Source organism: Streptomyces sp. Tu 3180 (assembly GCF_009852415.1).
Taxonomy (GTDB): Bacteria; Actinomycetota; Actinomycetes; order Streptomycetales; family Streptomycetaceae; genus Streptomyces.
The window spans coordinates 5,420,442-5,433,539 of sequence record NZ_WOXS01000002.1; the positions used below are offsets into that span (position 1 = coordinate 5,420,442).

Below are 13,098 nucleotides of genomic sequence, written 5' to 3' on the forward strand. Positions count from 1 at the left end.
AGCTCACCAACGCCTTTTCGGACCGGTTCAGTTGGCGAGAACGGTGACACCGTCCTGCGTCTCGGGCCGCGTCCGCCGCTCCTCGGTCCCCCCGGTGAGCGCCCCGCGCCGTACCGCCACCACCAGCGCGCCCAGCACCGCCGTGACCGCCGCGACCACGAACGGGACGTGCGCGTCGGTCCACTCCTCGAGCTTCGGCGCGAACCAGGGCGCGGCCGCCGCGGCGAACCAGCGCACGAAGTTGTACCCGGCGCTCGCCACCGGGCGCGGCGCGTCCGACACCCCGAGCGCCAGCTCGGTGTACACCGTGTTGTTCACGCCGATGAAGGCACCGGACAGGACGGTGCAGACGACGGCGACGGCGTGGCCGCCGTACCCGAGCACGAGCACGTCGGCCGCGAGCAGCACCAGCGAGCCGCCCAGCACCTTCAGGGAGCCGAGGCGCCGCTGCAGCCGTGGCGCCACGATCACCGAGAAGACGGCCAGCAGCACGCCCCAGCCGAAGAACACCGCACCGGACCGGTACGGGGACATGTCCAGCACGAACGGCGTGAAGGCCAGCACCGTGAAGAACGTGTAGTTGTAGAAGAACGCCGAGACCGCGGCCGAGGCCAGTCCGCCGTGGCCCAGCGCCCTGAGCGGGTCGAGCGGCGAGGTTCCGCGGGCCGGCTTCGGCTGTTCCTTCAGGAACACCGCGATGCACAGGAAACCGGCCGCCATGAGGAGGGCCGTGCCGAAGAAGGGGTAGCGCCAGCTCGCGTCACCGAGCAGCGCGCCCAGCAGCGGCCCGCAGGCCATGCCGAGGCCGAGGGCGGACTCGTAGAGCAGGATCGCCGCCGCGCTGCCCCCGGCCGCCGCGCCGACGATGACCGCGAGGGCCGTGGAGACGAAGAGGGCGTTGCCCAGTCCCCAGCCGGCCCGGAAGCCGACCAGTTCCCCGACCGACCCCGAGGTGCCGGCGAGCCCCGCGAAGACCACGACGAACGCGAGGCCGAGCAGCAGGGTCCTGCGGCCGCCGATGCGGCTGGAGACGGAGCCGGTCACCAGCATCGCGAAGGCGGTGATGAGGAAGTACGAGGTGAACAGCAGGGAGACCTGGCCGGCGGTGGCGTCGAGGCCGTGCGCGATGGAGGGCAGGATCGGGTCGACGAGCCCGATCCCCATGAAGGCGACGACGGACGCGCCGGCCGTCGCCCACACGGCCTTCGGCTGCCTGAGAAGGCCGCCCGTTCCCGCGTCGGGGGAATCCATGGGAGGTGCTCCAATCCGGGACGTGTCCGGGTGCCGGATGCCCGGCAGATGGTTGGTATATGCACACAGTAAGTTAGCTGATCTAATTAATGTGAGCTACATTTAATGGGGCCGCCGTGCCGGTTCCGCCCGGACGGGTGATCGTCCTTGACGTGGGGCGGCAGGGGTAGGACCGTGGGGCCCTATGAGGGGCGAACCCAGTTGCCCGAAGTGCGGTGGCCGGGTCAGGGCTCCCGGCCTCTTCTCCGATGCCTGGCAGTGCGCCGTGCACGGCGCCGTACACCCGGTGCAGCCCGTGATACCGCCCAGCGTCGAGGCCCTCGACGTGGTCGTGCACCGCACGAAGGTGCCGGTGTGGATGCCGTGGCCGCTGCCGGTGGGCTGGCTGTTCACGGGCGTGGCCTGCGCGGGTGACGACCGCAGCGGGGGGCGTGCGACCGCCGTCGCGTGCACCGGGCCCGGGCCGCTCGGCGGCATGGGCGAGCTCATCCTGGTGGCCGAGGAGCTGGGCGTCGGCCTCGGCGCGCGGTACGCGGGCGTCGACGGCCCGGACCCGGGACCGTACCTGGACGTCGAGAAGCCGGCCGAGGCGAAGGTGCTGGCCGCCGGCCGCCCGACCCCGCTCTGGCACGTCTCCAAGACCCCGGACGACCGCGCCGTGTTCGCGGGCGAGGCGCTCGGGATGTGGCTGTGGGCGGTGGTGTGGCCGGAGCAGTCCGGACTGCTGATGTACGACGAACTGGTGCTCACCGACCTGCGGGACGCCGGGGCCGAGGTGGAGCTGGTCCCCTGCGGGGCGCTGTCGCCGCGCCTGCTGGAGGCGTAGGGGCGGTTCCCCAGGTGCGCGTAGGGGGCGCAGGGCGGGTTCGGGTGTGACAGAGGACGGTGAAAATCCGGTTATCCTGAAGCGTCCCCGTCCGTTCCGTCACCGCTTTGGAGTAACGCGTCGTGCGTATCGACCTGCACACCCACTCCACCGCGTCCGACGGCACGGACACGCCGGCCGACCTGGTCCGCAAGGCCGCAGCCGTCGGACTCGACGTCATCGCGCTGACCGACCACGACACCACCCGCGGGCACGCCGAGGCCCTCGCCGCGCTGCCCGAGGGGCTCACGCTGGTCACCGGTGCGGAGCTCTCCTGCCGGCTCGACGGCATCAGCATGCACATGCTGGCCTACCTCTTCGACCCCGAGGAGCCCGCACTGCTCGCCGAGCGCGAGCTGGTCCGGGACGACCGGGTGCCGCGCGCCCGGGGCATGATCGACAAGCTCAACGCGCTGGGCGTGCCCGTCACCTGGGAGCAGGTCGCGCGGATCGCCGGCGACGGGTCGGTGGGGCGCCCGCACGTCGCCACCGCCCTCGTCGAGCTGGGCGTCGTGCCGACCGTGAGTGACGCGTTCACCCAGGAGTGGCTGGCCGACGGCGGCCGGGCCTACGTGGAGAAGCACGAGACCGACCCCTTCGAGGCCCTGCGGCTGATCAAGGGCGCGGGCGGGGTCGCGGTGTTCGCGCACCCGGCCGCGAGCAAGCGGGGCCGGACCGTGCCCGAGTCCGCGATCGCCGCACTGGCCGAGGCCGGCCTCGACGGCCTCGAGGTCGACCACATGGACCACGACCCCGAGGTGCGGGCCGGGCTGCGGGGCCTCGCGCAGGAGCTGGGACTCCTGGTGACGGGGTCCAGCGACTACCACGGCAGCCGGAAGACCTGCGTCCTCGGCGAGTTCATGACGGACCCCGAGGTGTACGGCGAGATCACGCGGCGCGCGACCGGGGCGTTCCCGGTGCCGGGGACCGGCGGAGCCTGAGGCCCGTCCTCCCCGCCCACCTCTCGTTCGCCCCCCAGCGCAAGGCAGTCATGCCTTTCGTTCGTCCTTCAGCAAGGCAGTCATGTTCGACGTCGCCCTCTTCGGCTCCCTCTTCCTGACCCTCTTCGTCATCATGGATCCCCCGGGGATCACCCCGATCTTCCTCGCCCTGACCGCGGGCCGGCCCGTCAAGGCGCAGAGGCGGATGGCCTTCCAGGCCGTGTGCGTGGCCGGTGGCGTGATCACCGTCTTCGGGCTGCTCGGCCACCAGATCCTCGACTACCTGCACGTGTCGGTGCCCGCGCTGATGATCGCGGGCGGGCTGCTGCTCCTGCTGATCGCGCTCGACCTGCTCACCGGCAAGTCCGACGAGCCCCAGCAGACCAAGGACGTCAACGTCGCGCTGGTCCCGCTGGGCATGCCGCTGCTGGCCGGGCCCGGCGCGATGGTGTCGGTGATCCTCGCGGTGGAGAAGGCCGGCGGTGTCGCCGGGCAGGTCTCGGTGTGGTCGGCGATCCTCGCCATCCACGTCGTGCTGTGGCTGGCGATGCGGTACTCGCTGCTGATCATCCGGGTCATCAAGGACGGCGGCGTGGTCCTGGTGACGCGCCTCGCGGGCATGATGCTCTCCGCGATCGCCGTGCAGCAGATCATCAACGGCGTCACCCAGGTGATCCGGGGCGGCTGACCCCGCACGCGGGACGCGCGGAGCCCCCGTACCGATCGCGGTACGGGGGCTCCGGAGCAAACGGAGGCGTCGCGGACCCGGGGGGCGGCGCAGCGCGTTATGAGGCCGACGTGTCGGCGGGGCGGATCCACAGGCGCTGCCCGATGGCGGCGGCCTGTTGGACGATGCGGTTGACGGAGGCGGCGTCCACGACGGTCGTGTCCACGGGCGTGCCGTCGACGTCGTCGAGTCGCATGATCTCGAAGCGCACGGGCTTCTCCCTTCGTCTGGTCATCCTCCTGAAGGAGAACTACTCGGTGGGCGGTCCCGGGCCGGTCGGACCCGAGTTCCACGAGTGACAACGGTCTGTGCGATACAAACATTCCCTACGCTAAAGAAATTTTTCGATCGACTAAATACTGACCAGTAAGAGTTTCGAAGAGGACCGACCGGGACCGGTTGTGTTCGTAGCGTGACCGCCGGGACAATGGAGGAGATGAACGAAGACCTCGCGGACCTGAGCGCCCGCATCGATCGCACGAACGAGTTGCTCCAGCGCATGCTCGCCGAGGTGGCGAAGACGCCCTCGACCCACGCGATCTTCGTCGACGCCGGCTATCTGTACGCGGCCGCGGGGCGGCTCGTGGCCGGGACCGAGGACCGCCGGGCCTTCGACCTCGACGCCGAGGGACTCATCGACGCGCTCATCGACCGCGCCCGCACCGTCTTCGCGGACAGCCGGCTGCTGCGGGTCTACTGGTACGACGGCGCCAGGCGCCGCATCCACACCGCCGAACAGCAGTCCATCGCCGAGCTCCCCGACGTCAAGGTCCGCCTCGGCAACCTCAACGCCAACAACCAGCAGAAGGGCGTCGACTCCCTGATCCGCACCGACCTGGAGTCACTGGCCCGGCACCGCGCCATCAGCGACGCCGCCCTGCTCGGCGGCGACGAGGACCTCGTCTCGGCGGTCGAGGCGGCCCAGGGGTACGGCGCCCGGGTGCACCTGTGGGGCATCGAGGCGCCCGAGGGCCGCAACCAGGCCGAGCCGCTGCTCTGGGAGGTCGACAGCCAGCGCACCCTCGACCTCGACTTCTTCAAGCCCTACGTCTCCCGGCGCACGGCCCCGGCCTACGAGCCCATGACGGGCCGGCCCACCCGCGAGGACGTCCGCTTCGTCGGCGCGCAGATCGCCGCGAAGTGGCTCGCCGCACGCGGCCGGGACACCCTGGTGGAGCTGCTCCCCGGCCACCCCTACCTGCCCGGCTCGGTCGACCAGGAGCTGCTGGTGGAGGCGGAGGGCCTGCTCCAGTACTCCCTGCGGGGCCAGGCGGACCTGCGGCGCGCCCTGCGCGACGGCTTCTGGGACCACCTGCAGACGCAGTACTGACGCGTCAACGGCCGCCGGGGCGCAGCCCGTCCCAGAAGTCGGCGAGGGCGCGGGCGGTCGGCTCCGGCGCGTCGACGTTGGGCGAGTGCTCGGCCCCGTCGACGACGGTGCGGTGCGCCTTCAGCCGTACGGCCATCTCGTCGAGGTCCGGGACCGGCCAGGTGTCGTCGCGCGCGCCGGACAGGACGTGGAACGGCAGCGGCACGGCGGCGAGTTCGGCCACCCGGTCCGGTTCGGCGCACAACTGCCGCCCCGTGGCGAGCAACTGCGCGGGCTCGGTGCCCAGCCAGCGGCGGCGCAACTGCTCCGGGCCGCCGATCCCGCGCGCCGGACCACCGACCTCCTCGGGCGGCCCCATGGCCAGGATCGCCTCCCAGCACTCCGCCATCGACATCACCGCGAGCGCGTCCCGCAGCAGTTTCACGCGCCGCTCCTGGGAGACGGAGATCCGTCCGGGGCCGGAGGAGACGAGGGTGAGCGAGCGGAAGGGGGAGTGGTCCAGGAGGACGGCGGCACGGGCGATCTGGCCGCCGAGCGAGTGTCCGACGAGGTGCACGGGCCCGCCGAGCGCCTCGGCCTGCGCGAGCACGTCCCGCGCCAACTCGGCCTGGGCGTAGGCGGTCTCGTCGTCGGCGGGCCCGTCCGACTCGTGCTGACCCCGTCCGTCCACGGCGACGCTGCGATACCCGCGCGCGGCGAGCGGTCCCTGCACCAGCGCGAAGTCCTCCTTGCTCCCGGTGAACCCCGGCAGCAGCAGCGCGACCCCCCTCTCCTCGGCTCCGGCGGACGGCGGCACGTCCACGACGGCGAACTCCCCGCGCGAGGTGCGGAGCCGGCGGGGCCGGGCGCCGTGGGGCGGGACGGGGGCGGGGACGGGCGTGGAGTGGCTGGTCACGGAGGGAGGGTAGCGGGCGCGGCGGACGTGCGGCGGGGCGAGGCGGTGAGGCCCCGCCCCGCTTCCGGGCGACGGGCACGGACACGCCGACGGCCCGGCCCCACCGGGAGGCGGGACCGGGCCGTCGGACGGTGCGTCAGCCCTCCGTGGGCTCCGCGGCGGCCGTGGTGGTCTTGCGGGTGCGGCGGACCCTGGGCTTCGCCGCCGCGGCCTCCGGCTCCTGCGCCGGTTCGACCACTGCCTCGGCCTTCTTGGCCGCGGTCTTGCGGGTGCGGCGCGGCTTGGCCTCCGCCGTGACCTCGGGCTCCTGGGCGGCCTGTGCCGGGATGTCGGCGACGGTCGCGGCGGGCTCCGCGGTCTCGGCGGTCTTGCGGGTGCGGCGGCGCGGCTCGGCCTCGGTGGCCTCCGCCGTGTCGGCCGCCGCCTCGGCCTTCTTGGCCGCGGTCTTGCGGGTGCGGCGCGGCTTGGCCTCCGCCGTGACCTCGGGCTCCTGCGCGGCCTGTGCCGGGATGTCGGCGACGGTCGCGGCGGGCTCCGCGGTCTCGGCGGTCTTGCGGGTGCGGCGGCGCGGCTCGGCCTCGGTGGCCTCCGCCGTGTCGGCCGCCGCCTCGGCCTTCTTGGCCGCGGTCTTGCGGGTGCGGCGCGGCTTGGCCTCCGCCGCGGCCTCCGGCTCCTGCGCCGGTTCGACCACTGCCTCGGCCTTCGCCGCGGCCTTGCGGGTGCGGCGCGGCCGGGGCTCCACGGCCTCGGCCGGCTCGGTGGTTCCCTCGGCCGTGTCGACCGCCGCCTCCGCCTCCGCGGCCGCGGCCGCGGTCTTGCGGGTCCGGCGGCGGCGCGGCTCGGCCGCCGGGGACTCGGGCTCCGTGACCGCCGCCGCGTCCGTCGTCACCGGGGCCGCGGGGGCCGCCGCGGCCTCCTCGACCGACGGGGTGACCACGGCCGCGTCCTCCACCGCCGCCTCCGCGGCCGCGGTCCTGCGGGTCCGGCGGCGGCGCGGCTTCTCGGGAGCCTCGGGGGCCTCACCGGTCGTGCCCTCGGCCGTGGCGACGGCGGACCGCGCCGGCTCCGCGGTCTCGGCCGCGGTCGCCGCGGCCGGCGCCATCTCGGCCGGGAGTCCGCCGCGCATCCGGCGGCGGCGACGCGGGGTGCGGACGGCCGTACCGGCCTCCGCCTCGTCGGCGCCCTCGGCGGCCGGGGTCGCGGGCTGCGGGCTCGTCTGGTCCAGCGGCGCACCACCGCGCGTGCGGCGGCGGCGCCGCGGCGTACGGGACGGGGCCTCCTGCTCGGCGGCACGGGAGTCACTGCGCCCGCCCCGGCCGCCGCGTCCGCGCGGTCCGCGTCCGCCCGGCTCGCCCAGGTCCTCCAGCTCCTCCGCGTCCAGCCCGGCGCGCGTGCGCTCCGAGCGCGGCAGGATGCCCTTGGTGCCCTCGGGGATGCCGAGGTCGGTGTACAGGTGCGGGGAGGTGGAGTACGTCTCCGGCGGGTCGCTGAAGCCCAGGTCCAGCGCCTTGTCGATCAGCTGCCAGCGCGGGATGTCGTCCCAGTCGACCAGCGTGATCGCCGTACCCTTCGCGCCGGCGCGGCCGGTCCGGCCGATGCGGTGCAGGTACGTCTTCTCCTCCTCCGGCGACTGGTAGTTGATGACGTGCGTGACGCCCTCGACGTCGATGCCGCGGGCGGCGACGTCGGTGCAGACGAGCACGTCCACCTTGCCGTTGCGGAAGGCGCGCAGCGCCTGCTCGCGGGCGCCCTGGCCGAGGTCGCCGTGGACCGCGCCGGAGGCGAAGCCGCGCTGCTTGAGCTGGTCGGCGAGGTCGGCGGCCGTGCGCTTGGTGCGGCAGAAGATCATGGCCAGTCCCCGGCCGTCGGCCTGCAGGATCCGCGCGACCATCTCGGGCTTGTCCATGTTGTGCGCGCGGTAGACGAACTGCGTGGTGTTCGCCACCGTGGCGCCCTCGTCGTCCGGCGCGGTGGCGCGGATGTGCGTGGGCTGCGACATGTAGCGGCGGGCGAGACCGATGACCGCGCCCGGCATGGTGGCCGAGAACAGCATGGTCTGGCGCCTGACCGGAAGCAGGTTGATGATCTTCTCGACGTCGGGCAGGAAGCCCAGGTCGAGCATCTCGTCGGCCTCGTCCAGGACGAGCGCCTTCACGTGCGCCAGGTCCAGCTTCTTCTGCCCGGCGAGGTCGAGCAGCCGGCCCGGGGTGCCGACGACCACGTCGACGCCCTTCTTCAGGGCCTCGACCTGCGGTTCGTAGGCCCGGCCGCCGTAGATCGCGGCGACGCGCACGTTGCGCACCTTGCCGGCGGTCAGCAGGTCGTTGGTGACCTGGGTGCACAGCTCGCGCGTGGGGACGACGACGAGGGCCTGCGGTGCGTCGGTGAGGTCCTCGGGCCTGGCGCGGCCCGCCTCCACGTCGGCGGGGACGGTGACGCGCTCGAGGAGCGGAAGGCCGAAGCCGAGCGTCTTGCCGGTGCCGGTCTTGGCCTGGCCGATGACGTCCGTGCCCGACAGGGCCACGGGGAGGGTCATCTCCTGGATGGGGAAGGGGGTGATGATGCCGACGGCCTCCAGGGCCTCGGCGGTCTCGGGGAGGATCCCGAGCTCTCGGAACGTCGTAGTCAGGGTGCTGCCTCTTCTGTGTGCGCGGTGCGAGGCGAGCGCGGGGGGTCGTGTCGGGACCGTGCCGGGGACGTCGGCTGCCTTACGGGCGGTGCCGTAGGGCACGGGACCACCGCCGACGCTCTAGCGCTCGTACCGCTGAGGGTTCCCTCCGATCGTCGTACGCGAGGTGCCGCACGGTCAGGGAGGGCTGTCGGGTCGGAGCCGATCGGGCCACCGACCGGGCATCCTCATACATGCGGCCTGTCGAGTACGTCAGAGTGCTCAGCAGGCGCATTACCACCATACCCCGGATTCGCGCACACGCCATGGCCGATTTGGTCACGTAGTCGTCGTCACACCGATCGGCCAAGACCTTCCGGCGCCCGGCAAGCGGGCTATTGTGCGCTTCATGACGAGCTCTGACAAGCCTGACAACGCCGCGGACACCCCCGAGACCCCCGCCGAACACACCGGCGTCGCCGCCATGGACTGGGCGGCCGCCTCCGCCGACCCCCAGTACCGCGCCGCCGTCGTGGACCTGCTCGGCGCGCTCGCGTACGGGGAGCTGGCGGCGTTCGAACGGCTCGCGGAGGACGCCAAGCTGGCGCCCACGCTGGCGGACAAGGCGGAGCTGGCGAAGATGGCGTCGGCCGAGTTCCACCACTTCGAGCGGCTGCGCGACCGGCTCGCCGGGATCGGCGAGGAGCCGACGCACGCGATGGAGCCGTTCGTCGCCGCGTACGACGGCTTCCACAAGCAGACGGCGCCCTCCGACTGGCTGGAGGGCCTGGTCAAGGCCTACGTCGGCGACTCCATCGCCAGCGACTTCTACCGGGAGGTGGCGGTCCGCCTCGACTCCGACACCCGCGCCCTGGTGCTGACCGTGCTCGACGACACGGGGCACGGCGGCTTCGCCGTGGAGAAGGTGCGCGCGGCGATCGACGCGGACCCGCGCGTGGGCGGGCGGCTCGCGCTGTGGGCGCGGCGGCTGATGGGGGAGGCCCTGTCGCAGTCCCAGCGGGTGGTCGCCGACCGGGACGCGCTGTCCACGATGCTCGTGGGCGGTGTCGCGGACGGCTTCGACCTCGCCGAGGTCGGCAGGATGTTCTCCCGGATCACCGAGGCGCACACCAAGCGGATGGCGGCGCTGGGGCTGGCGGCCTGACGGCGGACCGGCCCGTCAGGGCCCGCGGCGACGTCGGCGGCCGGTCAGGCGGTCGCCGATCCGCGGCGGAGTCTTCCCGCGGGGCGCAGCAGCAGCGAGAGGGAGGCCACGGAGACGGTCGCCGCGCCGACCAGGACCGTCAGCAGGCTCACGGCCTCCAGCGCGGTGTGCGTCACGAAGGCGCCGAAGAGGGCTCCGGCCACGCCGGTCGGCAGGACCAGGACGCGGGCGGGCAGACGGTGCGGCAGGCGGCGTGCGGCCGCCCACGCCAGAGCCAGGCCGAGGATCGCGGAGCTGAGCGCTTCCAAGAGCATGTCGGGGTCCCTCCCACATGGCCGGCCTGCTCACATCGGTCGTAGCCCGTATTACCCCTGACCTGCGGAATCCAATCCTCCCTGTGAGGGAACCGTGTACCCCCGTGAACGGGAGGGCCGCGGCCGCGCGCGGTGAGCCGGAGCGGAACGGCACGCGGAGAGGGGCGCGCGCATGGCTCCGACGGAGTGAACGCCGTCGGGGCGGCACGGGACACGGAAGGGCCCGGCGGTGCCGCACGCGGCACCGCCGGGCCCTTCCCCGGCTGCTGGTCGTCCGCCGGTCGACGCCTACAGCGCGCCGAAGCCCACCTTGCGCGGGGCCGGCTCGCCGATCTCGACGTACGCGAGGCGGTCGGCCGGGACCAGGACCTTGCGGCCGTGCTCGTCCACGAGGCTCAGCAGCTGCGACTTCCCGGCCAGTGCCTCGGCCACCACGCGCTCGACCTCCTCGGCGCTCTGACCGCTCTCCAGAACGATCTCGCGGGGCGCGTGCTGCACGCCGATCTTGACCTCCACGGCTATGTCCCTCCGACGGTCAGTGAAGTGCGCGACCTTCCGCGCCGTACCAGCACACATTAGCCCGGTGAGGGGACGTGCACGCTGCACCCGGCCACGCCAGGAGCGAACAGCCGGCGGGAACAAACGACCGCCGGTGTCCGCGCCCGCGGTCAGTGCTGCTGTTCGTTGCCGTGCAGCGGGAATCCGGCGATGCCCCGCCAGGCGAGCGAGGTCAGCAACTGCACCGCCTGGTCGCGCGGCACGCTGCGGTCGCTGTGCAGCCAGGACCGGGCCACCACCTGGGCGAGTCCGCCCAGCCCCGAGGCGAGCAGCATCGACTCCGCCCGCGAGAGCCCGGTGTCCTCGGCGATGACGTCGCAGATCGCCTCCGCGCAGTCGTTGGTGACCTTGTCGACGCGCTCGCGCACGGCGGGCTCGTTCGTCAGGTCCGACTCGAAGACCAGGCGGAAGGCGCCGCCGTCGTCCTCGACGTACGCGAAGTAGGCGTCCATGGTCGCCCGGACGCGCTGCTTGTTGTCGGTCGTCGACGCGAGCGCGTGGCGCACCGACCGGATCAGCGACTCGCAGTGCTGGTCCAGCAGCGCGAGGTAGAGATCGAGCTTGCCCGGGAAGTGCTGGTACAGCACCGGCTTGCTGACGCCGGCGCGCTCGGCGATGTCGTCCATCGCGGCCGCGTGGTAGCCCTGCGCGACGAAGACCTCCTGGGCGGCGCCCAGCAGCTGGTTCCGTCGGGCCCGGCGCGGCAGGCGTGTCCCCCTCGGGCGTACCGCCTCTGTCTGCTCGATGGCTGTCACGCCGCCTCCCATTGTCGTCCACATGCGGTGTGAGCCGCGCCGCCATCGTACTTTTCGGTAACCGTGGTGTGCGCGGTGAGAGCGCAGAATTTCACGGACCGGACGACAGCGAAAGCCGTACGGACGGTTTCAAAAGGTGTCAGAGTGGGCAAAATATGGCCTCTCTCCTGCTCGTCGAGGCCCTCCTCGGCGGTCTCCTCACCGGTAGTCGTCCTCGTCGAGGGAGACGATCCTCGCCTGCTCCACCAGATCCGCCTCATTGGCGCGATCGGGATCGACACCGGTCAGCGGGTCGTCGCGGTCCGGCCTGACCTCCGCGTGCTGCTCGGCCGCGTCGACCACGGGCGCCTCGACGTCGAACTCCTGACCCTCGCGGACGTCCTCGTCCTCCTCGAACGTCTCGGGGTCGGTCGGATCTACGGCCATGCTGGGCTCCCTTCCTACGAACGTCCCTGGGAATGCAGGGGCCACATGCGGGTGCCCTCTGTACGAGCCTAGGAGACACCCGATCCGGACGCTATGCGATCCGCGACCGGGACGTGACGCGATGCGCACGCGGCCCTGTGACGGCGAACACGTGAGCCATTGCGTGATCGTCTCGTAACATTGCCGCATGTCTTCGACCGAGCCGCCGTCCGTGCCGCCCGCAAGCGTGCTTCCCGAAGTGGCCGCCGTCAGGGTCGCGGAGGGCGAGCGGCTCAGGTCGGTGGAGCTGCCCGGGGTCACGCTGTCGATCCGGTCGAGGCCGCCCGCGCGCCGGGGGCTGCCGCCCGCCCTCTACGTCCACGGACTGGGCGGCTCCTCGCTGAACTGGTCGGCCCTGATGCCCCTGCTGGAGGACGTCGTCGACAGCGAGGCGGTGGACCTGCCGGGCTTCGGCGACTCCCCGCCCCCGGACGACGGCAACTACTCCGTCTCCGCGCACGCCCGCGCGGTGATCCGTTATCTCGACACCGCCGGACGCGGCCCGGTGCACCTCTTCGGCAACTCGCTCGGCGGCGCGGTCGCGACACGCGTCGCCGCCGTGCGCCCGGACCTCGTCCGTACGCTCACGCTCGTCTCGCCGGCCCTGCCGGAGCTGCGCGTGCAGCGCACCGCCGTCCCGACGGGACTGCTGGCGGTGCCCGGGGTCGCACCGCTGTTCACCCGCATCACCCGGGGGTGGACGGCGGAACAGCGGGTCCGCGGCGTGATGGATCTCTGCTACGGCGACCCCGGGCGAGTGACGCCGGAGGGGTTCCGCAACGCCGTGCACGAGATGGAGCGGCGGATGCGGCTGCCGTACTTCTGGGACGCGACGGCGCGCTCCGCGCGGGGCCTCGTCAACGCCTACACGCTGGGTGGCCAGCACGGACTGTGGCGCCAGGCCGAGCGGGTGCTCGCGCCGACCCTGCTCGTCTACGGCGGCCGGGACCAGCTCGTCGGCTTCCGCATGGCCCAGCGGGCGGCCCGCGCGTTCCGGAACTCGCGGCTGGTGACACTCCCGGACGCGGGGCACGTGGCGATGATGGAGTACCCCGAGACCGTGGCCCTCGCCTTCCGTGAACTCCTCGCGGACGCAAGGGATTCGAGGAGCGAGGGGGATACTGGGGAGCCGGGCGCGAAGGGCGCCCCCGGTCCGGCCGCCGACAGCGGTGCGGACGAGGCCGTCGACGGCGGGGTCACCGCCGAGAACGTGAGGGGCTGAGG

The 13,098-nt window shown here is 73.0% G+C and carries 14 protein-coding genes; 6 read left to right on the forward strand and 8 right to left on the reverse strand.

Annotation, left to right across the window (positions count from 1 at the left end; genetic code table 11):
* Window positions 1-27: 27 nt before the first annotated feature.
* A complete protein-coding gene (locus tag GL259_RS25480; RefSeq protein ID WP_159535652.1) occupies window positions 28-1,251 on the reverse strand; it encodes an MFS transporter in 1,224 nt (407 codons plus the stop codon).
* A gap of 184 nt (window positions 1,252-1,435) precedes the next feature.
* Between GL259_RS25480 and GL259_RS25485 the strand changes: the two genes are divergently transcribed.
* From GL259_RS25485 to GL259_RS25495, 3 genes are all read left to right on the forward strand, one after another.
* On the forward strand, window positions 1,436-2,077 hold the full coding sequence (locus GL259_RS25485; RefSeq protein WP_159535653.1) for a DUF6758 family protein: 642 nt from the start codon (window positions 1,436-1,438) through the stop codon (window positions 2,075-2,077).
* A 122-nt stretch (window positions 2,078-2,199) separates the two neighbouring features.
* A complete protein-coding gene (locus GL259_RS25490) occupies window positions 2,200-3,057 on the forward strand; it encodes a PHP domain-containing protein (RefSeq protein ID WP_159535654.1) in 858 nt (285 codons plus the stop codon).
* Window positions 3,058-3,139: 82 nt separating this feature from the next.
* Window positions 3,140-3,745, forward strand: coding sequence for a MarC family protein (locus GL259_RS25495; protein WP_159535655.1), 606 nt, complete (start codon window positions 3,140-3,142; stop codon window positions 3,743-3,745).
* A gap of 97 nt (window positions 3,746-3,842) precedes the next feature.
* On the opposite strand, the gene GL259_RS25500 is transcribed toward GL259_RS25495, so the two are convergent.
* Window positions 3,843-4,019, reverse strand: a complete 177-nt coding sequence (locus tag GL259_RS25500) for a hypothetical protein (RefSeq protein ID WP_166461409.1) — start codon at window positions 4,017-4,019, stop codon at window positions 3,843-3,845.
* 201 nt (window positions 4,020-4,220) lie between these two features.
* On the opposite strand from GL259_RS25500, the gene GL259_RS25505 reads away from it, so the two are divergent.
* Window positions 4,221-5,114: an NYN domain-containing protein gene (locus GL259_RS25505; RefSeq protein ID WP_166461555.1), complete on the forward strand. Its 894-nt coding sequence runs from the start codon at window positions 4,221-4,223 to the stop codon at window positions 5,112-5,114.
* Between the two features lie 4 nt (window positions 5,115-5,118).
* On the opposite strand, the gene GL259_RS25510 is transcribed toward GL259_RS25505, so the two are convergent.
* Both GL259_RS25510 and GL259_RS25515 read right to left on the reverse strand, forming a co-directional pair.
* Complete coding sequence (locus GL259_RS25510; protein ID WP_159535656.1) at window positions 5,119-6,009, reverse strand: alpha/beta hydrolase; 891 nt, start codon at window positions 6,007-6,009, stop codon at window positions 5,119-5,121.
* A 136-nt stretch (window positions 6,010-6,145) separates the two neighbouring features.
* A complete protein-coding gene (locus GL259_RS25515; protein WP_243762601.1) occupies window positions 6,146-8,545 on the reverse strand; it encodes a DEAD/DEAH box helicase in 2,400 nt (799 codons plus the stop codon).
* Between the two features lie 481 nt (window positions 8,546-9,026).
* On the opposite strand from GL259_RS25515, the gene GL259_RS25520 reads away from it, so the two are divergent.
* Window positions 9,027-9,782, forward strand: a complete 756-nt coding sequence (locus tag GL259_RS25520) for a ferritin-like domain-containing protein (protein WP_159535658.1) — start codon at window positions 9,027-9,029, stop codon at window positions 9,780-9,782.
* Window positions 9,783-9,826: 44 nt separating this feature from the next.
* Here the strand turns inward: GL259_RS25520 and GL259_RS25525 are convergent, their stop codons facing one another.
* The 4 genes from GL259_RS25525 to GL259_RS25540 form a co-directional block, all read right to left on the reverse strand.
* The gene (locus GL259_RS25525; RefSeq protein ID WP_159535659.1) at window positions 9,827-10,096 is read right to left on the reverse strand and encodes a hypothetical protein; all 270 of its coding nucleotides are present in this window, start codon (window positions 10,094-10,096) and stop codon (window positions 9,827-9,829) included.
* Window positions 10,097-10,384: 288 nt separating this feature from the next.
* On the reverse strand, window positions 10,385-10,612 hold the full coding sequence (locus tag GL259_RS25530; RefSeq protein WP_159535660.1) for a DUF3107 domain-containing protein: 228 nt from the start codon (window positions 10,610-10,612) through the stop codon (window positions 10,385-10,387).
* Between the two features lie 152 nt (window positions 10,613-10,764).
* Window positions 10,765-11,409 carry a TetR/AcrR family transcriptional regulator gene (locus GL259_RS25535; RefSeq protein ID WP_159535661.1) on the reverse strand — a complete coding sequence of 215 codons (645 nt, stop codon included), beginning with the start codon at window positions 11,407-11,409 and terminating at the stop codon, window positions 10,765-10,767.
* 198 nt (window positions 11,410-11,607) lie between these two features.
* Window positions 11,608-11,835 carry a hypothetical protein gene (locus GL259_RS25540; RefSeq protein WP_159535662.1) on the reverse strand — a complete coding sequence of 76 codons (228 nt, stop codon included), beginning with the start codon at window positions 11,833-11,835 and terminating at the stop codon, window positions 11,608-11,610.
* 187 nt (window positions 11,836-12,022) lie between these two features.
* Here GL259_RS25540 and GL259_RS25545 point away from each other — a divergent pair, with 187 nt between their 5' ends.
* Window positions 12,023-13,096 carry an alpha/beta hydrolase gene (locus GL259_RS25545; RefSeq protein WP_159535663.1) on the forward strand — a complete coding sequence of 358 codons (1,074 nt, stop codon included), beginning with the start codon at window positions 12,023-12,025 and terminating at the stop codon, window positions 13,094-13,096.
* The last annotated feature ends 2 nt before the right edge of the window (window positions 13,097-13,098 follow it).

Coding starts and splice junctions, on each gene's coding strand:
- GL259_RS25545 (WP_159535663.1), top strand. CDS start 12,023: ATGTCTTCGACCGAGCCGCCGTCCGTGCCGCCCGCAAGCGTGCTTCCC.
- GL259_RS25520 (WP_159535658.1), top strand. CDS start 9,027: ATGACGAGCTCTGACAAGCCTGACAACGCCGCGGACACCCCCGAGACC.
- GL259_RS25495 (WP_159535655.1), top strand. CDS start 3,140: ATGTTCGACGTCGCCCTCTTCGGCTCCCTCTTCCTGACCCTCTTCGTC.
- GL259_RS25480 (WP_159535652.1), bottom strand. CDS start 1,251: ATGGATTCCCCCGACGCGGGAACGGGCGGCCTTCTCAGGCAGCCGAAG.
- GL259_RS25525 (WP_159535659.1), bottom strand. CDS start 10,096: ATGCTCTTGGAAGCGCTCAGCTCCGCGATCCTCGGCCTGGCTCTGGCG.
- GL259_RS25540 (WP_159535662.1), bottom strand. CDS start 11,835: ATGGCCGTAGATCCGACCGACCCCGAGACGTTCGAGGAGGACGAGGAC.
- GL259_RS25485 (WP_159535653.1), top strand. CDS start 1,436: ATGAGGGGCGAACCCAGTTGCCCGAAGTGCGGTGGCCGGGTCAGGGCT.
- GL259_RS25500 (WP_166461409.1), bottom strand. CDS start 4,019: ATGACCAGACGAAGGGAGAAGCCCGTGCGCTTCGAGATCATGCGACTC.
- GL259_RS25505 (WP_166461555.1), top strand. CDS start 4,221: ATGAACGAAGACCTCGCGGACCTGAGCGCCCGCATCGATCGCACGAAC.
- GL259_RS25515 (WP_243762601.1), bottom strand. CDS start 8,545: ATGACCCTCCCCGTGGCCCTGTCGGGCACGGACGTCATCGGCCAGGCC.